A 20,742-nucleotide genomic window follows, 5' to 3' on the forward strand; every position below is an offset into this window, starting at 1 on the left:
GTTTTTTGCCGGAAAACATTGCCGCCCTGAATAGGCCGGGCCGGCTTGGTCAGGAAATCTGCTTGCCTTATGGCAGGCAGATTTCGTTTGGGTCTCTGATTTGATTAGTATGCGCTGAGGTAGGCATCAGCCGGGTATAGCGCGCTTTCCATGCCGCTATGCGAGCGGAAGGTTACTTCGACCCGGCGGCCAGCGGGCTGGACATTCACCACTTCGAAGTGCTGGATATCGCCATTGTCTTTGTGTTCGCTGATCCGGAAGCCGGCTTTCAGTTCGCTGATTTTCATCATCATAATAATATTTTCTTTCTTGTCGGATTTCCTGCCATCCGGCTTATGCCGGATTTGCCGATTATCTGTGACTGCCAATAGTGTCAATGTGTGGTATTCAACCGATAGCAGAAGGCCAGAGTCGGGCCTGAATTGTGTAAAGCAGGATAATATTTATAAAAAAATGGAAGCGCGTCGTGCAGACAAAGCTGCCGGACGTAAACATCAAGGAAGACCGGGAATACAATGAAGTGCCGCTAGAAAAGGGGGACTACGATGAACTGCTGGAGTCTGCTGCTTGAAATCTTGCTTGCGGCGTTTATACCGGCTTGTGTGTAGCGGGTCAAGCAGTTTTTGTCTGATAAGTTAAAGATACGGCGTTTAAATGGCCGTCATGATGTCTGTAGAAAGATCCTTTGTGCAAACTGTTCTGATTCTGGGAGCCAGCGGCGCCGTCGGCCAGCAGGTGCTGGCGCAGGCCTTGGCTCACCCCGGTATTGCCCGTGTGGTTGCCCCGACGCGGCGAGCGTTACCACCGCATCCTCATCTGGATAATCCTCTCGTCGATTTTTCCGCCTTGCCGGATAGCGCCCCGTGGTGGCAGGCCGATGCCGCCCTGTGCGCGCTGGGAACAACACGCAAGCAGGCCGGTTCCGCCGCCGCCTTTTACCGGGTTGATCACGATTATGTGCTGGCGGCGGCGCGCTTGGCTCTTGCCGCTGGAACGCCTACGTTCGTGCTCAATTCTTCACTGGGCGCAGATGAAAAATCATACGGCTTGTATCTCAAGACCAAGGGCGAGACCGAACGAGACCTGTCGGCGCTGGGCTTTGCTTCGCTGGCATTGGTGCGCCCATCCTTGCTTGATGCCGGTACCCGGGCCGATTTTCGTCTGGGGGAGGAGGTTGGGCTATGGCTAAATCGCCATCTTGGCCGTTGGCTGCCAGATGCATGGCGTGCGGTGGCCGTGGGCGATGTAGCAAAAACGATGCTGGATGCGGCGCTTGCGCCGGTACCTGGCATCAGGATCATTGCATCAAGCGAGATTACCGCCTCGCAGTGAGGGAGTTGGTGCAAGGTGCTCGGACTCCACCTTGCGTGAGTCATCCTGCCGGATGGCGTTAACTTAGCATCGGCATGTGAATGGCAGATGATATGTGTGTGACCTTTATATGAAATGGCCGCGTTGATATATATTTTTGGCCTTCCGGTTTATCTTGCCCCATCAGCCTATACTCGGTCAGCACCTGCATTTGTGGGCGCTTATAAGGAGCAGCATCATGGGCAAGATCAGACAGAGCACCAAGGAAGCCAAAAAGCCGGCGGCGATGACCGCCAAAGAAAAGAAAGCCGCCAAGGCGATCAAGAAGCATCCCTTGAGCATCGCGCCGATCATTCCGCGTTAAACCGCGTACCGCGCGCGGCCCTTGCCAGTTGAAGCCATGCCCGCCCGGGAGTAGCCGGAAGCCGGTATGGCTTCTGTCTTTTACGCCATTTTGTCAACGGTGCTTTATTGGCTGAATCTGCTTACACTCACGCCCTTGTTATCGGGAGCGGGTACATGGAAACCAAATGGCTGCAGGATTTTCTGGTATTGGCCGAGGTGCGGCATTTTTCGCGTGCGGCTGCCCTGCGCCATATTACCCAGCCGGCCTTTGGCCGCCATATCCAGGCGCTGGAGCAGGCCGTCGGGCAGCAGCTGGTCGATCGCAGCACGACGCCAATCAGCCTGACGGCTGCCGGCCGGCAGTTTCACAGCCTGGCGCGCTCGCTGGTGATGCAGCTGGAGCAGGGGCTGGATGCACTGAACGGGGCCGATCCTGCCCTGTTTCACCCCATCCGTATCGCCTCGCCGCATGCACTGGCTTCACCCCTGCTGCTGGATTTGATTTCCCCGCCGGATGCGGCACCGTCCGGTGACGGTTTTGCCGTCGATATCATGCGGGTCGATGAAGCCGAGGCCGCGCTGACCGAGGGGCGTTGTGATTTCGTGCTGGCCTTTGATGTGCTGGCATTGCTCAAGCCGCCTTATCGCAGCCTGTTGCTGGGGGGCGGCGATTTTCTGCTGGTGTCGGCGCCCGGTGCCGATGGCCAGGCGGCTTTCAATCCCCGTGAAGAACAGGTTCCCTATCTGCGCTACAGCGCCGATGCCTATAGTGCCCGCTTGTTGCACCGGCATAATGTCGATGCGGCGCTCAGCCTGCGCCCGGTATTCGAGACCTCGATGTGCCAGCTGCTGGCCGAGATGGCGCTGCGCGGCGAGGGCGTAGCCTGGTTGCCGGATGCGCTGATTCGTCCCCAGCTTGCTGCCGGCACGCTGTGCCCCGTTGCGCCGGAATGCCTGCATGTGCCGTATCAGGTACGGCTGTATCGTCAGCAAGGCCGTCTGGCCGCCGCGGCCGAAACTTTCTGGCAGCATCTGGAAACCCGCCTGGCCGGCGGCTGGCGTCTGCTGGCGCCATGGCATGAGAGCTCAGGCGAGGGCGTTTGTCAGGTAGTCGATAAAAACACGGCATTTGGGTGGCAGCCGCCGGTTGGGTAAATTCATCAGCCAGACCGTGCCCTGATACGGGCCGCTAAACGCCCATTGCGGCAAGATGGCCTGCGCGGCGCCGGATTGTAGCGCTTCATGCGCAATAAAGGATGGCAGGCAGGTAATGCCCATCCCGTCCAGCATGGCCTCCAGCCTGACCTCGCTGTGATTGCAGGCATAAGGCCCTGTTACGGCCACGCTGACTTCCTCCTCGCCCTTGCATAGCGTCCAGCTATTGTCGCCGGGCATCTCGGCTAGCAGCAGGCAGGCGTGCCTGGCCAGTTCCAGCGGGTGTCTGGGTTCGCCATGCTCAGCCACATATGCGCTTGAGGCACACAGTTGTTGCCTGACCTGCATCAGGGGCCGTGCGACCATCGCTTCGGGCGGCGTATCACTGATAAGCAGCATCAGATCAATTTCATCCTTGACGGGGTGCGGGCTGGCGTCCTGCAGGAGTAGTTGCAGTCTGACCTGGGGGAAGCGCTGCAAGAATCCGCTCACCAGCGGGTGAAGTACCCGCCGGCCAAAGGCCTTGGGTGCACTGACGCGCAGCGTGCCTGCTGGCTGTGCTGCAGACTGTTGTGCCAGGTCAACGGCGGCTTGCGCCGAGGCCAGCATTTCTTTGCACAGCATGTAGATTTCTTTGCCGTGTTCACTCAAGCGCAATTGGCGGGTGGTGCGCTCCAGCAGTCGCATGCCCAATGCCTGTTCCAGGCGGCCAATCATGCGGCTGACGGCCGATGGTGTCAGATTCAGTGTCCGTGCCGCTCCGGAAAAACTGGCGCAATCGACGACACGCACGAAAACAGCCATGTCGGGCAGGGATTCATTCAGGTGATTGTTGTTCATGGGGCATCAATCCTGTTCCGGAGATGCTGATTATCATGCAAATGGTCGCGGCAGATAATCCCATTTGAATTTAAATGGGAGGCGGGAATGGCTGAAATCTTGTTGCTGATGTTGGCGCTGGTCTGGGGGACGAGTTATGGCGTCACCAAGCAGGCCTTGTTATGGTTTCCGCTGCTGGGTTTTCTGACCCTCAGGTTCGCGCTCACTTTCCTGCTGTTGGCCCCTGCGCTCTGGTCGGCTCTGAAAAACGACAGGCGTGATTGCCTGCAGGCGGGCTTGCCGCTGGGGGTATTGCTGTGGGCGATCTTTGTATGCGAGACCAAGGGGGTCGCGCTGACCAGTGCCGCCAATGCGGCCTTCCTGATCAGCCTGTGCATTGTGCTGACGCCTTGGCTCGAGTGGGCTTTTACGCGGCGCAGGCCGGATGCCGGCATGGCCTTGGCGGCGCTGGTCTGCTGCCTAGGCACGTTCCTGCTGGTCGGTGGCGGGCTGGGGTTCGGCGCCGGGGACGCGTGGATGCTGGCCGCCGCCATCTTGCGCGCACTGATGGTCTGCCTCAGCCAGCGCCTGCTGTCTGGCAGTCGTTTGTCTTTGCTGGCGGTGACCGGTTTGCAGACCGGTGTTCCCGCCTGCTTGTGCGCCTTGCTGTGGTGGTGCGAGGGCAAGCCTTTGCCGGCCTTGCCGGCCAATCCGGGGTTCTGGCTGGCACTGGCTTATCTGGTCCTGTTCTGTACTTTGTTTGCCTTCTTTGTCCAGAATTGGGCGGTGCGCCGTTGCAGCCCATCCCGGGTGGTGGTGCTGACAGGAAGCGAGCCCTTGTTTGGTGCCTTGTTTGCCAGCGCCGTGCTGGGTGAAATCCTGTCGCTTCAGGGGGCGATGGGGGGCGGATTGATTTTTCTGGCTACGCTGTGGGTGTCACTGACAGGTAAAGCAAAGGCCAAACCTGTCAGCCGCGCCCGGCCTGCTGTGCCGGAGGTTTAGCCATGCTTTCGCTCCGGGCTTGCTGTGCGGGTGTCGGGTCGGGCAGGGTATGATGCCGATCCGGCATGGCCATACCGTTTTTGGCACTTCACATCGCCTGCATGATCCGGACAATTGCTTGGGTCGTCCATCCTCACCGCAGATCATGAATTCATCCCCGCTGACGCTGGCCGATTTTTACCGGGCCTTTCCCAAAGTCGAACTGCACTACCATCTGCTAGGCGGTGTGCGTCTGGCGACCATGCTCGATCTGGCACGCAAATATGGTGTCGCCCTGAGCGAGCGCGAAGCCAAGTGTTATTACCGTGCCCATCAGGCCGAAACCGGCGAAAGCCGGGGCGGTATCGATGCGCTGACCTTGCTGTACCGCCTGATGCGAGAGCCCGACGACTATGTGCGCGTATTGCGCGAGGTGGCCGCCGATGCCCATGCCTGCGGTGTGCGCTATCTGGAAACCTTCTGGAATCCGTCCGATACCGAGCTGGCTTACGAGGTGGTGACGGCGGCGCTTTTGTCGGCGATTGACCAGGTTCGGGCTGAACTGGGGCTGGTGATCCGCCTGATTCCGTCCATCAACCGTGAAAAATCACCGGAAGAGGCGGTGGCGATGGTCGAGGCCATGCTCGCCCATCCGCATCCCTGTGTGCCGGGTATCGGCATTGATTACCGCGAGGGTAATGCGCCGGTCGAGCAGTTCTGGAAGGCCTATCGTCTGGCGCGGCAAGGCGGGCTGAAGCTGACCGCCCATTGTTCAGAATTCGGCCTGCACTGGCGCAATGTCGAAACCGGCATCGAGCTGATCGGGCTGGACCGCATCGACCACGGCTACACCATTGTCGACAATCCCGCGCTGGCGGCGCGCTATGCCGCTTCGGGCATCCCGTTTACCGTGATTCCTTCCAATACCTTTTATTACCGCCAATGGCCGGATGCGCGCCAGTGGCGCGAGCAGCACCCTATCCGCCAGATGGCCAGACTGGGCCTGTCGATTATCCCGGGCACCGACGACTGGCACATCCACGATACCGATGCCGCCAATTGCTACCGGGTGATGGTGGAGGAGTTCGGTTTCGATCTGGACAGCCTGCGCCATATGCTGGCGCTGGCTGTGCGTGCCAGCTGGATGAACGAGGCGGACAAGGCCGCGTGTGCATCCGCGTGGCTGGCCGAGTTTGATGCGCTGCGTGCCAGCCTGCAGGCCGAGCCCGTCATTCCGGCCGAACAGCTGATCCGTTACCGCCCGCGGGCAATCGACCCAATACAAGGAGAGGGCGCATGAATGCTACCCGTCAACGTATCGCACACTGGTTCGGCTTTGCCGAAAACGCGACCGGATTCCGTCAGGAAATCATCGCCGGGCTGACCACCTTTGCCACCATGGCGTATATGGTGGCGGTGGTGCCGGGCATGCTGGCCAAGGGCGGGTTGCCGTTCGATGCGGCGCTGACCGTGACCATCCTGATGACGGTGGTCACCACGCTGGCGATGGGCATCTATACCAACCGTCCCTTCGTGCTGGGGCCGGGGCTGGGCAGCGTGGCGATCTTCTCGTTTACCCTGCTGGGCAGCGGTGTGCCGCTGCCGGTAGCCAACGGCATTGTGCTGGTCAGCGGCGTGCTGTTCATGCTGGTTTCCTTCCTCGGCGTGCGCGACTTCGTGGTGCGTGTGATTCCGCACGGGGTCAAGGTCTCGGTCGGGGTCGGCATCGGCCTGTTTATCGCGCTGCTGGGCTTCAAGCAGGCCGGCATTATCGTGGCCGATGCCAGGAAGAACGTGCTGGTGTTCGGCGACTTGCTGGCGCCGCCTACGCTATTGGCTATCGCCGGCTTTTTTCTGGTGCTGTGGCTGACCACGCGCAAGGTACGCGGCGGCATCATTCTCGCCATTGCGCTGATTACCGCGCTGGCCATCCCCTTGGGCCTGGCGCGCGTGCCGGATAGCCTGATCTCTCTACCGGCCGACTTCAGCGCGCTGGCTTTCGATATGGATGTGATGGCGGCGTTAAGTCCGGCCTATCTGCCCTTTTTGCTGGCCTTTTTCATTCCCGACTTTTTCTCGACTCTGGGCACCTTGCTCGGGGTGGGGGCGCAGGCGGGCTATCTGGACAAAAATGGCAATCTGCCGGGCATCGACCGCAATTTCCATGTCGACTCCTGTGCCACCACTTTGGGCGCATTTTTCTCCTGCCCGGTGCTGACGACCTATGTCGAGAGTTCGGCCGGGGTGCAGGCAGGCGGGCGCACCGGCTTTACCGCGGTGGTGACGGCGCTGTGCTTTGCGCTGACGCTGTTTGTCGCGCCGCTGGCCGGCATGATCCCGGCGGCGGCGACCGCGCCGGTGCTGATGTTTATCGGCATCAGCATGATGGGCTCGATTCGCAAGGTGGATTTCGATGATGTCACCGAATACCTGCCGGCCTTTGTCTGTGTCGCCATCAGCATCTTCAGCTTCAATGCCGGCAACGGTATCGCGGCGGCCATGCTGGTGTATGCCTTCCTGAAGGTGGCAGCCGGGCGCTGGCGCGAGGATCACTGGTCGGTGTATCTGATTGCGCTGTTGATGATTTATTACTTCTATATCGTGGCGCAGCATTAACAGCCGGCCGGCAGCAGCTAGGCCAGCTGCTGCCGGCGGCGTGCGCGCAGGCTGTCGTACAGCCAGTTAAATGCCAGCGCATACACCAGGAAAAATAGCGCCGTGCCCGCGTCAAGCAAGAAGGCCTGCCACAGGCTGCATTTCATCAGCCAGGCCACCAGCGGCACCGAGACCAGCAGCAGGCCGGCTTCGAAGCTGATGCTGTGCAAAATGCGTAGCGGCAGCTTGCGATTGATGCGTTCGCCCGGCACCAGTCGGTCGAAAACATAGTTGAATACAACATTCCACGCCATCGCGGTGAGCGAGACCGAGATCATCACCACGCTCATCAGGCTGTGGTTTTCGCCCATGATCCAGCTGGTCGCCGGGATCAGCATGGCAAGCGCAATGGCTTCGAACAGGATGGCGTGCAGGCAGCGCTCCCAATAACTCATGTCTGCAAGGCCTGGGCGTGAAACGCCAGATGATCGTCGATAAAGCTGGCGATAAAAAAGTAGCTGTGATCGTAGCCGCTCTGCATGCGTAGTGTCAGCGGATAGCCGGCTTTGCCGGCGGCGGCCAGCAGGGCAGTCGGTTGCAGTTGTTGCGCCAGAAAAGCGTCCGCCTCGCCCTGATCGATCAATAGCGGCAGGCGCTCGCTGGCCTGTGCCATCAGTTCGCACGCATCCCATGCCAGCCAGCCGTCCTTTTCAGTGCCCAGATAGGCGCTGAAGGCCTTGATGCCCCACGGGCAGTCCATGGGGTGGCAGATGGGGGCGAAGGCTGATACCGAGTGGTAGTGGCCGGGGTTGCGTAGCGCACAAACCAGTGCGCCATGCCCGCCCATCGAATGGCCGCTGACGGATTTCTTTGCACTTAGCGAGAAGTGGGTGGATACCAGCGCCGGCAACTCGTGCACCACATAGTCGTGCATGCGGTAGTGCGACTGCCATGGTGCGGCGCTGGCATTGAGGTAAAAGCCGGCGCCTTGCCCCAGATCCCAGGCACCATCATCCGGCACCTGATCACCGCGCGGGCTGGTGTCCGGGCAGACGATGGCGAGGCCAAGTCTGGCGGCCATGCGCTGGGCGCCGGCCTTTTGCACGAAGTTTTCATCGTTGCAGGTGAGGCCGGACAGCCAGTACAGCACCGGGGTATGGGGGCCGGCATCGGGCGGCAGATAGATGGAAAACGTCATCTCGCAGCCCAGCGTGCTGGATGCGTGACGCCAGCGTTGCTGGTTGCCGTCAAAGCAGCGCTGATCGGAGAGCAGGTTTGCTTGGGTATTCATCTCTATCCTTGCCGGCATCAGAAATGGATCACCGAGCGTATGCTCTTGCCTTCGTGCATCAGCTCGAAAGCGGTGTTGATGTCTTCCAGCGCCATGGTGTGGGTGATGAAGGTATCCAGCTCGAACTCGCCCTTCAAATAACGCTCGACATAGTCGGGCAGCTCGCTGCGCCCGCGTACGCCGCCAAAGGCCGAGCCGCGCCAGACGCGGCCGGTCACCAGCTGGAACGGGCGGGTGGCGATTTCCTCGCCGGCACCGGCGACACCGATGATCACCGATTCGCCCCAGCCCTTGTGGCAGCATTCCAGCGCCGAGCGCATCACCTTGACGTTGCCTATGCATTCGAACGAGTAATCGACGCCGCCGTCGGTCAGCTCGACGATCACTTCCTGTATCGGACGGTCGAAGTCCAGCGGGTTGATGGTGTCGGTGGCGCCCAGCTGCCGGGCAATCTCGAATTTGGCCGGATTGATGTCAATGCCGATGATGCGGCTGGCGCCGGCCATGACCGCGCCTATGATGGCCGACAGGCCGATGCCGCCCAGCCCGAAAATGGCGACGGTGGCGCCGGCTTCAACCTTGGCGGTATTGAGCACCGCCCCCATGCCAGTGGTGACGCCGCAGCCCAGCAGGCAAACTTTTTCCAGCGGTGCGGCCTTGTTGATTTTGGCGACGGCGATTTCCGGCAGCACCGTGTATTCGGAGAAGGTCGAGGTGCCCATATAGTGGTAGATGGGCTTGCCGTGCAGCGAGAAGCGGCTGCTGCCGTCCGGCATCAGGCCCTTGCCCTGGGTTGCGCGTATCGCCTGGCACAGATTGGTCTTGCCCGACAGGCAGTATTTGCACTGGCCGCACTCGGGGGTATACAGCGGAATCACATGGTCGCCCGGCTTGACCGAGGTGACGCCGGCGCCGACTTCTTCGACGATGGCGCCGCCCTCATGACCCAGAATGGCGGGGAAGATGCCTTCCGGGTCGGCGCCTGACAGGGTGTAGGCATCGGTGTGGCACACGCCGCTGGCCACCATGCGCAGCAGCACCTCTCCGGCCTTGGGGCCTTCCACATCCACCAGTTCGATTTCCAGCGGGCGTTGGGCTGCCCAGGCAATAGCGGCACGCGACTTGATCATGAGGGTCTTCCTTGATGTAAGGCTGGTGTCCAACATCCTAGTCTTAAAGCATGACTTGTGGCCAGTGCCAGCCATCATTGTCATTAGCTGAGGATTCGCTTCGCGTTCCGGCGCGTCAGGCGCTAAAATTGCCGCCCTTGCGGTGTTGCCGCGCCACAAACTGAAGCCTGCCTTGAACGATATGCCGAACCGCCCGCGCGTGCTGTCCATCATCCCGCCGATGACCCAGCTCAATACCCCGTACCCGTCCACCGCCTATCTCACCGGCTTTTTGCGCCAGCAGGGCTTTGCTGCCGTGCAGGAAGATCTGGCGCTGGCATTGGTGCTGGCGCTGTTTTCGCGCCCGGGGCTGGCGGCCTTGCGCGACGCCGCGCAAAAACTGCCGGCGAAAAAACGCAGCGCACAGGTGCGGCATTTTCTGGAGCAGTACGACGCCTACGACGCGACCATCGCGCCGGCGCTGGCCTTTTTGCAGGGCAGCGACCCGACCATTGCCCACCGTATCGCCAGCCGCAGCTTCTTGCCCGAAGGGCAGCGCTTTGCCACGATCAATGCCTATATCGACCCCGAGTATCCGGATGAAGATCCGCTGACCTGGGCCTTTGGCGCCTTGGGCAGTACCGATCGTGCGCGCCATTACGCGACCCTGTATCTGGACGATCTGGCCGATGTGCTGCGCGATGCCGCCGACGAGCGCTTTGAATTTGTGCGCTACGCCGAACGTCTGGCGATGAGCCAGCCCACGTTCGAGCCGCTGGCCCGCGCCTTGGCTGGTGCGCCGACACTGGTGGATGACACGCTTTCGCGTCTGACCCGTGCCGCGCTGGATCGCCATCAGCCGGATGTGGTGCTGCTGTCGGTGCCGTTCCCGGGCTCGGTGTATGCGGCGTTCCGCATTGCGCAGACCATTAAAAGCATCAATCCGGCGATCAAAACGGTGCTGGGCGGCGGCTTCGTCAATACCGAACTGCGCGAACTTAAAGAGCCGCGCGTGTTCGATTACTTCGACTTTGTCACGCTGGACGATGGCGAGCGCCCGTTGCTGGCGCTGCTTGACCATGTCGCCGGCCAGCGTTCGCGCGAGCGTCTGGTGCGTACTTTCGTGCGCGACGAGAGCCGCGTGCGCTATGTGAATTTCCCCGAGCCGGATGTGCCGTTTGCCGAAGTGGGCACGCCGACCTGGGACGGCTTGCCGATACGCAAGTATCTCAGCCTGCTGGACATGCTCAACCCCATGCACCGGCTATGGTCGGACGGGCGCTGGAACAAGCTGACCGTAGCGCATGGCTGCTACTGGAAAAAGTGCAGCTTCTGCGATGTCTCGCTTGACTATATCTCGCGCTATGAAACCGCATCAGCCGAACTGCTGGTGGACCGCATCGAGGCCATCATTGCCGAGACCGGGCAGAGCGGTTTTCATTTTGTCGACGAAGCCGCGCCGCCCAAGATGCTCAAGGCGCTGGCGCTGGAGCTGATCCGCCGCAAGGTGGCGATTACCTGGTGGGGCAATATCCGCTTCGAAAAATCGTTTACACCCGAGCTATGCCAGCTGTTGGCACAAAGCGGTTGCATTGCCATTTCCGGCGGGCTGGAAGTGGCTTCCGACCGCCTGCTGAAACTGATGAAAAAGGGCGTGTCGGTCGAGCAGGTGGCGCGGGTGACGCGCGACTTTACCGAGGCCGGCATTCTGGTGCATGCCTATCTGATGTACGGTTTTCCGACGCAGACGGTGCAGGACACGGTGGACGCGCTGGAGTATGTGCGCCAGCTGTTCGAGGCCGGCTGCATCCAGTCCGGCTTCTTCCACCGCTTTGCCTGCACCGTGCACTCGCCGGTAGGCCTGCATCCGGAAGAGTACGGCATCAAGCTGATTCCATTGCCCGAGGTGAGCTTCGCCAAGAACGATGTCGGCTTTACCGACCCGACCGGTACCGACCACGCGCTGATGGGCGAGGCGCTGACCAAGGCGCTGTACAACTATATGCACGGCATTGGCCTCGACTGGGAGGTGCGGCGCTGGTTTGGTGTACGCGTGCCCAAGACCCGCGTGCCTAAGCACTTTGTCGCGCGGGCGCTGGGCTGAGTTTCTGTTAGCCCCAGCATTGCCCCAATGCTGGGCTAGGTTGCGGGTCCGGGGCGCTATGCTGATGGTGGCTGTCGTTGCGCCTTTGGGCGATGGGCAGACGGAAGTCAGCTGCATGCTGCTGACTGGCATGCTGATATCCGTTAGCATATGACGAATTTTTGATAAAAGGGGCCGCAATGTCCGCTCACCAACTTCCGCGCTGGAGCTGGATTTTCCCGCTACTGGCCTGTGTGTTGCTCGGGGTCGCTTTTAGCGGCGTCAGTTCGGCCTGGTTTCTGGCCGCTGTGGCCGTGTGTCTGGGCGGTGCGGTTTTTGCTGCGGTCCATCACGCCGAGGTGATTGCGCACCGCATCGGCGAGCCTTTCGGGACGCTGGTGCTGGCGCTGGCGGTGACCATTATCGAGGTTGCGCTGATCCTGTCCATGATGCTGTCCGGCGGCGAGGACAAGCTGGCGCTGGCACGCGATACGGTCTTCTCGGCCATCATGATTATCTGCAACGGCATTGTCGGCCTGTGTCTGTTGCTGGGCGGCCTGCGTCATGGCGAGCAGGAGTATCAGCAGCAGGGCGTGAGTGCCGCCATGGCGGTATTGACCTCGATGGCGGTGCTGACCCTGGTGTTGCCCAATTACGGCCTGAGCGAAGCGGGGCATATGCTGTCATCCAAACAGCTGGCCTTTACCGGCGTGGTCTCGCTGGTGTTGTATGGCGCTTTCGTCTTTGTCCAGACCGTTCGCCACCGCGACTATTTTCTGGATGAAGCCAGCAACGAGGGTACACACGCAGCCACCGGCAACAAGGTCGCATGCTGGAGTGCCGGCTTGCTGCTGGTGTCGCTGGTCGCCGTGGTCGGTCTGGCGAAAGTGCTGTCGCCCTCTATCGAACAGATGGTCGGTGCGATGGGGGCGCCGCAAGCGGTGGTCGGTATTATCATTGCCGCCATGGTGTTGCTGCCCGAAGCGCTGGCGGCCACGCGTGCCGCCCGTGCCAACCGTTTGCAGACCAGCCTGAATCTGGCGTTAGGTTCGGGTCTGGCCTCGATCGGGCTGACTATTCCGGCCGTGGCCCTGATTTTCGTCATGACCGGCCGGCCTTTGGTGCTGGGCCTGGAAATGAAGGAAACCGTACTGCTGGGGCTGACTTTACTGGTGGGCTCCATGAGCCTTGCGACCGGAAAAACCACCATCCTGCAGGGCGTCGTGCATCTGGTGCTGTTTGCCACCTTCCTGTTTTTCGCGATTTCGCCGTAAGGGCAGGGCATCGGTTTGTAGTTGCACCGCTGCGCCGGTTTCAGCTTGAGTGGCTGCTAAGCTGTTTGTTTGTAACGCATGGCTAGCGGCTGCTAGCCTTTGTCTTAATGATGGGGGGTGATATGCAATTGCGTACGCTGTTATTGCTGGTGGTGGCGGGATTGATCGCCGTGTTTGTGGCGCTGAACTGGGCGGTGGTGATGGCACCCAGCACGCTGTCGCTGGGCTTTATGGATATCCAGGCATCGCTGGGCCTGGTGATGCTGGGGCTGATGGTGCTGCTGGCGACCCTGTTTCTGGTCTACATCGTTTATCTGCAAGGCTCGGTACTGATGGATGGCCGCCGCCATGCGCGCGAACTGCAGGCCAACCGCGAGCTGGCCGACAAGGCCGAGGCTTCGCGTTTCAGCGAGCTGCGCGCCTTTTTGGAGGCCGAACTGACCAAGCTGGCCGCGCAGAACGTGGCCCTGAAAACCGAACTGGGCCAGCGCATCGAAGAATCGGGCAACGGCATTGCCGCCTGTATCGGCGAGCTGGAAGACCGGCTGGAGCACAAGACGCCACCAGCCGGCAATTGAACCGTTTTACACCGCTTCCAGCGGCACCGCGCAACTGCCGCAGATCAGCACCACTTCCTTGGAAATCCACGCGCTGGCACCGCACTGCGGGCAGGCCAGACGCGAGCGGTTGCTGGGGCGTGGTGGTGGTGGCGCCACTATAGGTAGGGGCTTGCCCTGCGCCTCGGCCGCTTCCATCGGTGCCTCGTTCAAGGCCGCAGCCGGCTCCGGCCGGTAAGGCTCGATATCGTTCATGCCGTCCGGCGCGGGCGGCGCATTCTCGTTGAAACTCACCATGCTGCGCGCCAGTACGCGCTCCGGCGGCTCGGGCGCGTGCCTGTCGTACACCGGCAGGACGAAGCCTTGACCCAGCAGCGCTTGGCATGCCTTGGCAAACGGCCCGCCCTCGATAATGTAGTGGCTGACGCGCGAGCCCGATTCTTCACCGCCGGGCGCACCGGTGGTGCTGGGCATCAGCCCGACTTCCTTCATTTTCTCGGCCCACTCGCGGTTGTGGTGGTTGGACGGCGTGACCGATCCCTTGTTTTCCTGCCAGTGGTGCACCATCTCGTGCGCCAGCGTCGACAGCACAGTTTCGACCGGACGCAGGGCAAAATAGCCGGGGTTGAGCGCCAGCTCGTCCAGCGAAGCGCCATCGCGGCTGACAAAGCGCGCATGCTGGTGGTGGCCGTAGCGGGTGCGCTGCGCGCGCAGCGTGATCATGCACGGCGGCAGCTCGCCGGCAAACAGCGTGCTATTGAAGTGGTCGAACGCGCGTTGCAGTGCGCCGTAAAGTTCGAGGCTGGGCGTGCTGGGGCTGGCCATGCGGGTCTTCCTTTCATCCATGGGCAAAGGGTCCCGCTTGCGCCGGGAACAGGGGCGGTATTGTCGACGCAGCCATGGGCTTTGTCCATGCCGGCATCGGCCTGGCCCGCCGGTTTGCCGTCTACATGTTAATAAGTGTGAAGCTGGCGGCGCATACCAACATTCAGCAACAAAGCGCAGCCTATGCCATGGTCAATTTTCTGCATCGGCATGATCTAATGAAAGCATCCAGTCTCGATGAAAGCCGACCATGCTCAAGCGCCCGCTGACCCTCATTCTTCTCGTGTCTTTCCTGCTGTATGGCGTCTGCAGCGTATGGGCGCACGGCTGGCCTGCCGATTATTGGGCATGGCGTTCGCAATTGCGGCTGTTGAGCGGCGTGATGCTGCTGGCGGTCATGGCCGGTTCCATGCTGCTGGCCATGCGTCCCATGTGGCTGGAGCGCGCGATGGGCGGGCTGGACAAACTTTATGCCCAGCACAAACGCTTCGGCATCGCCTCGGGTCTGCTACTGGGGGCGCACTGGCTGATCGAGCTGTCCCCCAAGCTGTTTGTGGCCATGCAATGGGCAGAGCCAAAAATCCGCCGTGCCGGTGGCGGCGGGGTGCGCGACCCCTTGGTCAGCCTGGCCAAGGACATGGGGGAGTGGGCCGCCTGGCTGATGCTGGGCATGGTGCTGCTGGCGCTATTGCGGGCCCTGCCTTATCGCATCTGGCGCCCATCACACAAGCTGTTTGCACCGATTGCGCTGGCCGGCGTGTTTCACGGCCTGATGCTGGCCGACAAGGCCTTGTGGCTGACCCCGGCCGGCGCTTTGCTGGCGCTATTGCTGCTGCTCACGACGCTGAGCGCACTGTGGTCGCTGTCTGGCCGCATCGGCCGTTCGCGCCGCCATCGCGGTCACATCACGGCGCTACACGCCTTGCCCGGTCAGTCGCTGGAAGTCTGCTGCCGCGTTGCCGGCTGGCCCGGCCATAAAGCCGGCCAGTTTGCACTGGTGAGCTTCGATGCCGGCGAAGGCGCCCACCCGTTCACCATTGCCAGCGCCGAGCGTCAGGGCGGCGAGTTGCGCTTCATCATCAAGGCGCTTGGGGATTACACCGCCACTCTGCCATCCATTCTGAAAGTTGGGGATGGCATCGAGGTGGAAGGGCCGTATGGTTGCTTTGATCACGCCGGCAGCACGCGTCAGGCCTGGATCGCCGGCGGTATCGGCATCACCCCGTTTCTGGCATGGCTGGAGGCACGCGACAAGGGCGGCGAGGGTGCGTCAGTGGATTTCTATTACTGCGTCAGAAATAGCGCCGAAGCCGCCGCACTGGACGAGGTGCGCGCCGCCTGCCTGCGCTCAGGCGTGAGCCTGCATCTGATAGAGAGCGATCAGGGGGCGCGGCTGGATGTGGCGATGTTGCCCGAGGTCGATGCGGTGTGGTTTTGCGGGCCGGCAGGCATGGGAGATGTCTTGGCGCGCGGTCTGGCGGCACGGCAGCAGGCGCCGGTCTTCCATCGCGAAGCTTTCAGTATGCGTTGATGGGGGGCAGGTAGGCGTTAAGGACTTCGGTGTGGAGTCCGCTGCGCGGACACTTTTTTACTTGCCGCTTCCGCGCGGCATGCGGGCAGGGGCCGGACGCGCTCGGCCCCTTGCATCCCCGGCGCCCCCGAAGTCTCGCGAAACCCCGGTGTAAAAGGCGCTGGCGAGGCGCTGGCCAACTCGCGATTCGCTACCGTCGAATCGCTCAAACAAGGGCCAGCTTAAAACCTCGCCAGCGTCTTTTGCACCGGCGCGAGCCTGACGGGGAAGGGTGGCTGGCGTATGGGCTGGCGGCATGGCCAACAGCAAATCGGAAACCCAATTTGCATGTTATCATCCGCTGCGTAGCTTACAGTGCTTACCTAGCGCCGACCGCGCAGCAGTCCCGTCTGGATGTGTTCACTTCGGGTGTGTGCGTATCTAAGTGTTTGAAAAATAAATGTAAATAGTGGTTTTCGCCTGGTTGTGCACATTCATCAATCCGATGTACACCTGAATCAGGTGTGTATTTCACGTTAGATATCCATGCCCGACTACACCGTTATTGACTCGACGAAAGTCTTGGATGGGCATTACTTGAAAAAGCTTTTCTGGCGTGCTGAGCCATTGAAAAATGAGGTTTCTGCATGCAAATGGCTTTGGCTCACGGCTGTGGAAATTGTATTCGGAAAAGAAATCCTAGAGCACATGGTCATCAACGCATCCGTTGCTTCTGTTGGAAATCATCCACACGTTAAAGACCACGGAAAGATCATGCATCTTTCTCGGCACATCCCCGCCGGGATTGTGACAAACCTGTTCAGAAAACATATTGTTGAGGTTCTGTATTACAAGTTTTATCGCCAATACGGAATACTTTCACCGGAAGAAAGTCCATACCCAAAAGAAGGAAAGCGGATCATTGATTGCTCGCAAAATAGGTTTTGCGTGGATAAGACGTATTTAGAGCAATTCATTTCATTCAGAAGAGCTTATGATTTTTCATGGTTGATCATCAATATATTGACTGATGCCATTATTTACTTTGTGTCTAGCGACTTAACCTTGGCAATGCTTTCCGCACTCGTGGTGGAAGCGTTTCGGCGATTCCTGAAGGCGTAAAGTGACAGAAATATCTAACACTACAGTCGAGAGGGACAGCCACAAGCTGCGCTTGCGCTTCCCTCCGGTGGTCCCTTACTTCTAGGTTAGAGAGTCCGTACATGTTCTGTCTCCGTGCAGAAATACGGAATGGGGAACATCACCTTATACCTGCCTAGCGCTGCCCATGGGGAACGCCAACAGCCGCTAGAACGACGAGCCGGGCAGGGCGAGGAATGCGATCTCTTCCGCGCTTGATGCCCGCCCCAGTATCGCGTTGCGGTGCGGAAAGCGGCCGAAGCGGGTGATCACCGCCTGATGGCGCAGCGCGTAGTCGGCAAAGGATTCGAACACGGCGTGCTGTGCGGCCGGCACCGCGTCGGCCAGTTCGCGAAACAGCTGCACGCTGTGCGCCTGATGTGCCGGGTCTTCCGCATGTTCCAGCGGCAGGTAGAAGAAGACGCGCTCTACCGGCCTGAGCGCCTGGTCTTGCCCTGCGGCCAGGCCTTGCCGGCACAAGGCCAGCGCGATGTCGTCAAAAGCGAAGGCGTCGGCCGTGCCGCGATAGCTATTGCGCGGGATCTGGTCGGTCAGCAGGATCAGCGCCAGCGCCCCTCTGGGTGTGGCGCGCCAACTATCCAGTTCGCCCTTGCGTGCGGCCGGCAGCAGCGGCGCGAAACGCTGGCGTATGGTCGCGTCGGTGTCCGTACTTTTGCCCCACCATAGCGCGGCCTGTGTGGTGGCGGTCTGGGCGTCGTCGTCTGACTCGCCAAACCAGAAGGCGAGCAGGCTGTCTTGGATTTCCATGATGACCTTTCTTGCGGGCGATGCCCCAGTTGCGGGTTGATGCTTATTATTGGCTATTTCCTCGTTACGAGTTGGCGCAGATAGGTTTTGGACTTTGTGTCCGCTGCGCGGACGTGTTTTTTACTTGCCGCTTCCGCGCGGCATGCGGGCAGGGGCCGGTCGCGCCCGGCCCCTTGCATCCCCGGCGCCCCCGAAGTCTCGTGAAACCCCGGCGCAAAAGGCACTGGCGAGGCGCTGGCCAACTCGCGATTTGCTACCGTCAAATCGCTCGAACAAAGGCCAGCTTAAGACCTCGCCAGCGTCTTTTGCACCGGCGCGAGCCTAACGGGGATGGGTGGCTGACGCACTGGTAGCGCGCATCGCATGGCGTAAACCCCAACTTGTGTGGGACAACGCCTTATTATTGGCCATGCCGCTAGTTCATACGCCAACTTCCACTCTCGTTCGTATTCCTTCGCGCTGCTGCGCTCGGTCAGCGGAAGCGGCAAGTAAAAAGCGTCCGCGTAGCGGACACTAAGCCCACACCCATCGGTGCCCGTTCGTAACGGGGATATGAGCTTTTAAATGTCTGCCAGCCCCAGCCTTGCCATGCGCGAGATCAGCGTGGTACGCGGCAGGCCCAGCTCGCGGGCGGTGGCGGCCAGCCTGTTGCCGTTGGCGGCCAGCACCTGGCTAATGATGTGGCGCTCCTGTGCCGCCAGACGTGCCTTGAGCGGGCCGCTGCCTGCCGGTGCCGTATCGGGGGGCAGGGCCGCTACGGCGGCAGATGCGCTGTCGTGCATCAGCGCGATGGCGTCCAGCGTGCTGCCGCTTTTGTCCAGCAGCAGGCTGCGGCGGATCACGTTTTCCAGTTCGCGCACATTGCCAGGCCAGGCCTGGGCTTCCAGCGTGGCGATGGCCGCATCCGACAAGGTGGTGACGGCCGGATTGAGGCTGGCGGCGTGCTTGTCGACAAAGCGGCGGGCGAGCAGAGCGATGTCGCCACGGCGCTCGCGTAGCGGCGGAATAAAGATGTAGCCGACGTTGAGGCGGTAATACAGGTCTTCGCGCAGGCGGCCGGCGGCGATGGCATCCAGCGGGCGCTGGTTGAGCGCCGCGATCAGGCGCACATTGGCGCGCAGCGGCTGCTGGCTGCCCAGCGGCTGGAAGCTGCCGTCCTGCAGCACGCGTAGCAGCTTGCTTTGCAGCGCGATCGGCATGGAGTTGATTTCATCCAGAAACAGCGTGCCGCCATCGGCCAGCGCAAACAGCCCCTTCTTGTTTTCTGCACCGGTAAACGCGCCACGGGTGGTGCCGAACAGGGTGCTCTCCAGCAGGTTTTCCGGTATCGCCGCACAGTTCAGGCACAGCATGGGCGCGCGTGCGCGCGGGCTTTTGGCGTGGGCGCGGCGCGCGAACAGCTCCTTGCCGGTGCCGGTTTCGCCATAGATCAGTACCGGCAGTTCGCTGTGGCCGTAGATGTCGATGGCGTCGATCTGCAGGCGCAGCCGTGCGTCGTGGCCGACGATGTCGGGCACCGGGCTGGGGTCGTTATTGTCCGATGGCTGGTTGTCTACGGTGCGGCCGATCTCGATGGCGCCGATCACGTCGCCGCTGCGGCCGAACAGCGGCATGGCCGAATGCAGGTAGTGCAGCTGGCGGCCATCGCTGCCGTGATAGGCCTGATAGTGGTCGACAAAGCGGCTGTGCTGCGACAGGCAGCGCAGCAAGGTGCTGTCTTCCGTTTTCAGCCACGGGCTGACATCAAGGATGTGGCGGCCGAGGATATTGGCCGGGTCTACGCCATCCATGCGTGCGCTGGCGCGGTTGTAGTACACGAAGTGGCCGCTGCGGTCGACCATGGTGACAGGCTGGTTCAGGGTGTCGAGCAGCTCTTTCATGCTCAGTACCAGCCACTGGATCTCTTCCATTGCGCTTCCTTGTCTGATTTTCGACGCATCGCGGCCAGACCTTGCCGCAGCGGGTGCGGGCGGCTGTCCATTTTTCGACGCCTGTCGATTTTACGACATATTCATCGCGCTGCGTTCCGTTTTATGGCCATGAACTGCCATTTTGCGGGTGGTTTCATGGCTTTTTGCCGCTGATTTTGGGAGAAAAATTGCAAGATGACGGCGATAGTTGGCACGCTTCTCGCTAAAACCCAGGTGTGAACGATTTTTAACTGACTACCCACTTTTATCTTGAGGACTCACACCATGTTCAAGCACATCATCGCCCGCACCCCTTGCCGCGCCCTGGTCGACGGCCTGTCTGCTTCCGATCTGGGCAAGCCGATTTATGAAAAGGCGATCGAGCAGCACAACACCTATATCCGTGCGCTGCAGACTTGCGGTGTCGACATCACCATCCTGCCGCCAGCCGAAGAGTTTCCGGATTCGGTGTTCGTCGAAGACCCGGCACTGTGCACCCCGCATTGCGGTATCGTCACCCGCCCGGGTGCCGACAGCCGCCGTGGCGAAGCCGAACTGATGGCCCCCATCCTTGCCCGCTTCTACAAGAATGTGGAGCGCATCGTCGAGCCGGGCACGCTGGACGCCGGCGACGTGATGATGGTCGGCAACCACTACTACATCGGCAACTCGGCCCGCACCAACGAAGATGGCGCGCGCCAGCTGATCGCCATTCTGGAAAAGTACGGCATGACCGGCTCTGTTGTTTCCATGGACGAAGTGCTGCACCTGAAGACCGGTCTGGCCTATCTGGAAAACAACAACCTGATGTGCGCCGGCGAATTCCTGACCAAGCCCGAATTCCAGAAGTACAACATTATCGAGCTGCCGGAAGACGAGATCTACGCCGCCAACTGCATCTGGGTCAACGGCAAGGTGATCATGCCTTCCGGCTATCCGAAGACTGCCGCCAAGATCGCCGCGCTCGGCTACGAGGTGATCGAGGTTGATACCTCGGAATACCGCAAGGTGGACGGCGGCGTCAGCTGCATGTCGCTACGCTTCTGAGCCCTGACGAATCGTAGGCAGG

At 60.9% G+C, this 20,742-nt stretch carries 20 protein-coding genes; 12 read left to right on the plus strand and 8 right to left on the minus strand.

Annotated features, from left to right (window positions below; all coding sequences use genetic code 11):
* Window positions 1-104: 104 nt before the first annotated feature.
* Complete coding sequence (locus GQF02_RS06640; RefSeq protein ID WP_235930096.1) at window positions 105-293, minus strand: hypothetical protein; 189 nt, start codon at window positions 291-293, stop codon at window positions 105-107.
* A 394-nt stretch (window positions 294-687) separates the two neighbouring features.
* On the opposite strand from GQF02_RS06640, the gene GQF02_RS06645 reads away from it, so the two are divergent.
* The 3 genes from GQF02_RS06645 to GQF02_RS06650 all read left to right on the plus strand — a co-directional run bounded on the left by GQF02_RS06645 (window position 688) and on the right by GQF02_RS06650 (window position 2,811).
* A complete protein-coding gene (locus GQF02_RS06645; protein WP_220789370.1) occupies window positions 688-1,332 on the plus strand; it encodes a Rossmann-fold NAD(P)-binding domain-containing protein in 645 nt (214 codons plus the stop codon).
* A 217-nt stretch (window positions 1,333-1,549) separates the two neighbouring features.
* The gene (locus tag GQF02_RS16065) at window positions 1,550-1,675 is read left to right on the plus strand and encodes a hypothetical protein (protein WP_268890998.1); all 126 of its coding nucleotides are present in this window, start codon (window positions 1,550-1,552) and stop codon (window positions 1,673-1,675) included.
* A gap of 155 nt (window positions 1,676-1,830) precedes the next feature.
* A complete protein-coding gene (locus GQF02_RS06650; RefSeq protein ID WP_160795775.1) occupies window positions 1,831-2,811 on the plus strand; it encodes a LysR substrate-binding domain-containing protein in 981 nt (326 codons plus the stop codon).
* On the opposite strand, the gene GQF02_RS06655 is transcribed toward GQF02_RS06650, so the two are convergent.
* Window positions 2,743-3,651, minus strand: a complete 909-nt coding sequence (locus GQF02_RS06655; protein WP_160795777.1) for a LysR family transcriptional regulator — start codon at window positions 3,649-3,651, stop codon at window positions 2,743-2,745. The two genes, GQF02_RS06650 and GQF02_RS06655, sit on opposite strands and share 69 nt — an antisense overlap.
* 87 nt (window positions 3,652-3,738) lie before the next feature.
* Between GQF02_RS06655 and GQF02_RS06660 the strand changes: the two genes are divergently transcribed.
* The 3 genes from GQF02_RS06660 (at window position 3,739) to GQF02_RS06670 (ending at window position 7,227) form a co-directional block, all read left to right on the plus strand.
* Window positions 3,739-4,632, plus strand: coding sequence for a DMT family transporter (locus GQF02_RS06660; RefSeq protein ID WP_160795779.1), 894 nt, complete (start codon window positions 3,739-3,741; stop codon window positions 4,630-4,632).
* Window positions 4,633-4,777: 145 nt separating this feature from the next.
* On the plus strand, window positions 4,778-5,911 hold the full coding sequence (locus GQF02_RS06665; protein WP_160795781.1) for an adenosine deaminase family protein: 1,134 nt from the start codon (window positions 4,778-4,780) through the stop codon (window positions 5,909-5,911).
* Window positions 5,908-7,227, plus strand: coding sequence for an NCS2 family permease (locus GQF02_RS06670; protein WP_124736654.1), 1,320 nt, complete (start codon window positions 5,908-5,910; stop codon window positions 7,225-7,227). The genes GQF02_RS06665 and GQF02_RS06670 overlap by 4 nt, the downstream gene beginning before the upstream one ends.
* Window positions 7,228-7,244: 17 nt before the next feature.
* Here GQF02_RS06670 and GQF02_RS06675 read toward each other — a convergent pair whose 3' ends face one another.
* From GQF02_RS06675 to GQF02_RS06685, 3 genes are read right to left on the minus strand one after another with little or no spacing between them, the layout of a single operon-like run.
* The gene (locus GQF02_RS06675; RefSeq protein ID WP_160795783.1) at window positions 7,245-7,661 is read right to left on the minus strand and encodes a PACE efflux transporter; all 417 of its coding nucleotides are present in this window, start codon (window positions 7,659-7,661) and stop codon (window positions 7,245-7,247) included.
* A complete protein-coding gene (fghA, locus tag GQF02_RS06680) occupies window positions 7,658-8,497 on the minus strand; it encodes an S-formylglutathione hydrolase (protein ID WP_160795785.1) in 840 nt (279 codons plus the stop codon). The genes GQF02_RS06675 and fghA overlap by 4 nt, the downstream gene beginning before the upstream one ends.
* Window positions 8,498-8,514: 17 nt before the next feature.
* The gene (locus tag GQF02_RS06685; RefSeq protein ID WP_160795787.1) at window positions 8,515-9,627 is read right to left on the minus strand and encodes an S-(hydroxymethyl)glutathione dehydrogenase/class III alcohol dehydrogenase; all 1,113 of its coding nucleotides are present in this window, start codon (window positions 9,625-9,627) and stop codon (window positions 8,515-8,517) included.
* Window positions 9,628-9,808: 181 nt separating this feature from the next.
* Here GQF02_RS06685 and GQF02_RS06690 point away from each other — a divergent pair, with 181 nt between their 5' ends.
* From GQF02_RS06690 to GQF02_RS06700, 3 genes are all read left to right on the plus strand, one after another.
* Window positions 9,809-11,710, plus strand: coding sequence for a B12-binding domain-containing radical SAM protein (locus GQF02_RS06690; RefSeq protein WP_160796099.1), 1,902 nt, complete (start codon window positions 9,809-9,811; stop codon window positions 11,708-11,710).
* A gap of 179 nt (window positions 11,711-11,889) precedes the next feature.
* Window positions 11,890-12,963, plus strand: a complete 1,074-nt coding sequence (locus tag GQF02_RS06695) for a calcium:proton antiporter (protein ID WP_124736658.1) — start codon at window positions 11,890-11,892, stop codon at window positions 12,961-12,963.
* Between the two features lie 122 nt (window positions 12,964-13,085).
* The gene (locus tag GQF02_RS06700) at window positions 13,086-13,541 is read left to right on the plus strand and encodes a LapA family protein (protein ID WP_160795789.1); all 456 of its coding nucleotides are present in this window, start codon (window positions 13,086-13,088) and stop codon (window positions 13,539-13,541) included.
* A gap of 6 nt (window positions 13,542-13,547) precedes the next feature.
* On the opposite strand, the gene GQF02_RS06705 is transcribed toward GQF02_RS06700, so the two are convergent.
* Complete coding sequence (locus GQF02_RS06705; protein ID WP_160795791.1) at window positions 13,548-14,345, minus strand: SprT-like domain-containing protein; 798 nt, start codon at window positions 14,343-14,345, stop codon at window positions 13,548-13,550.
* Window positions 14,346-14,595: 250 nt separating this feature from the next.
* Here GQF02_RS06705 and GQF02_RS06710 point away from each other — a divergent pair, with 250 nt between their 5' ends.
* Window positions 14,596-15,876, plus strand: a complete 1,281-nt coding sequence (locus GQF02_RS06710) for a ferredoxin reductase family protein (protein WP_160795793.1) — start codon at window positions 14,596-14,598, stop codon at window positions 15,874-15,876.
* Between the two features lie 525 nt (window positions 15,877-16,401).
* Entirely contained in the window at window positions 16,402-16,977 is a 576-nt protein-coding gene (locus GQF02_RS06715) for a hypothetical protein (RefSeq protein ID WP_160795795.1), read from the plus strand.
* Between the two features lie 186 nt (window positions 16,978-17,163).
* Here GQF02_RS06715 and GQF02_RS06720 read toward each other — a convergent pair whose 3' ends face one another.
* Window positions 17,164-17,763: a DUF924 family protein gene (locus GQF02_RS06720; protein WP_160795797.1), complete on the minus strand. Its 600-nt coding sequence runs from the start codon at window positions 17,761-17,763 to the stop codon at window positions 17,164-17,166.
* A 560-nt stretch (window positions 17,764-18,323) separates the two neighbouring features.
* A complete protein-coding gene (locus tag GQF02_RS06725) occupies window positions 18,324-19,673 on the minus strand; it encodes a sigma-54 interaction domain-containing protein (protein ID WP_160795799.1) in 1,350 nt (449 codons plus the stop codon).
* A gap of 285 nt (window positions 19,674-19,958) precedes the next feature.
* Between GQF02_RS06725 and ddaH the strand changes: the two genes are divergently transcribed.
* Complete coding sequence (ddaH, locus tag GQF02_RS06730) at window positions 19,959-20,720, plus strand: dimethylargininase (RefSeq protein ID WP_160795801.1); 762 nt, start codon at window positions 19,959-19,961, stop codon at window positions 20,718-20,720.
* The last annotated feature ends 22 nt before the right edge of the window (window positions 20,721-20,742 follow it).

Source organism: Craterilacuibacter sinensis, assembly GCF_009831765.1.
Taxonomy (GTDB): Bacteria; Pseudomonadota; Gammaproteobacteria; order Burkholderiales; family Chromobacteriaceae; genus Craterilacuibacter; species Craterilacuibacter sinensis.

Bases quoted from the DNA above. Each gene is read 5' to 3' on its own strand.
- GQF02_RS06640 (WP_235930096.1), bottom strand. From the start codon at position 293: ATGATGATGAAAATCAGCGAACTGAAAGCCGGCTTCCGGATCAGCGAA.
- GQF02_RS16065 (WP_268890998.1), top strand. From the start codon at position 1,550: ATGGGCAAGATCAGACAGAGCACCAAGGAAGCCAAAAAGCCGGCGGCG.
- GQF02_RS06650 (WP_160795775.1), top strand. From the start codon at position 1,831: ATGGAAACCAAATGGCTGCAGGATTTTCTGGTATTGGCCGAGGTGCGG.
- GQF02_RS06655 (WP_160795777.1), bottom strand. From the start codon at position 3,651: ATGAACAACAATCACCTGAATGAATCCCTGCCCGACATGGCTGTTTTC.
- GQF02_RS06660 (WP_160795779.1), top strand. From the start codon at position 3,739: ATGGCTGAAATCTTGTTGCTGATGTTGGCGCTGGTCTGGGGGACGAGT.
- GQF02_RS06665 (WP_160795781.1), top strand. From the start codon at position 4,778: ATGAATTCATCCCCGCTGACGCTGGCCGATTTTTACCGGGCCTTTCCC.
- GQF02_RS06670 (WP_124736654.1), top strand. From the start codon at position 5,908: ATGAATGCTACCCGTCAACGTATCGCACACTGGTTCGGCTTTGCCGAA.
- GQF02_RS06675 (WP_160795783.1), bottom strand. From the start codon at position 7,661: ATGAGTTATTGGGAGCGCTGCCTGCACGCCATCCTGTTCGAAGCCATT.
- fghA (WP_160795785.1), bottom strand. From the start codon at position 8,497: ATGAATACCCAAGCAAACCTGCTCTCCGATCAGCGCTGCTTTGACGGC.
- GQF02_RS06685 (WP_160795787.1), bottom strand. From the start codon at position 9,627: ATGATCAAGTCGCGTGCCGCTATTGCCTGGGCAGCCCAACGCCCGCTG.
- GQF02_RS06690 (WP_160796099.1), top strand. From the start codon at position 9,809: ATGCCGAACCGCCCGCGCGTGCTGTCCATCATCCCGCCGATGACCCAG.
- GQF02_RS06695 (WP_124736658.1), top strand. From the start codon at position 11,890: ATGTCCGCTCACCAACTTCCGCGCTGGAGCTGGATTTTCCCGCTACTG.
- GQF02_RS06700 (WP_160795789.1), top strand. From the start codon at position 13,086: ATGCAATTGCGTACGCTGTTATTGCTGGTGGTGGCGGGATTGATCGCC.
- GQF02_RS06705 (WP_160795791.1), bottom strand. From the start codon at position 14,345: ATGGCCAGCCCCAGCACGCCCAGCCTCGAACTTTACGGCGCACTGCAA.
- GQF02_RS06710 (WP_160795793.1), top strand. From the start codon at position 14,596: ATGCTCAAGCGCCCGCTGACCCTCATTCTTCTCGTGTCTTTCCTGCTG.
- GQF02_RS06715 (WP_160795795.1), top strand. From the start codon at position 16,402: ATGCCCGACTACACCGTTATTGACTCGACGAAAGTCTTGGATGGGCAT.
- GQF02_RS06720 (WP_160795797.1), bottom strand. From the start codon at position 17,763: ATGGAAATCCAAGACAGCCTGCTCGCCTTCTGGTTTGGCGAGTCAGAC.
- GQF02_RS06725 (WP_160795799.1), bottom strand. From the start codon at position 19,673: ATGGAAGAGATCCAGTGGCTGGTACTGAGCATGAAAGAGCTGCTCGAC.
- ddaH (WP_160795801.1), top strand. From the start codon at position 19,959: ATGTTCAAGCACATCATCGCCCGCACCCCTTGCCGCGCCCTGGTCGAC.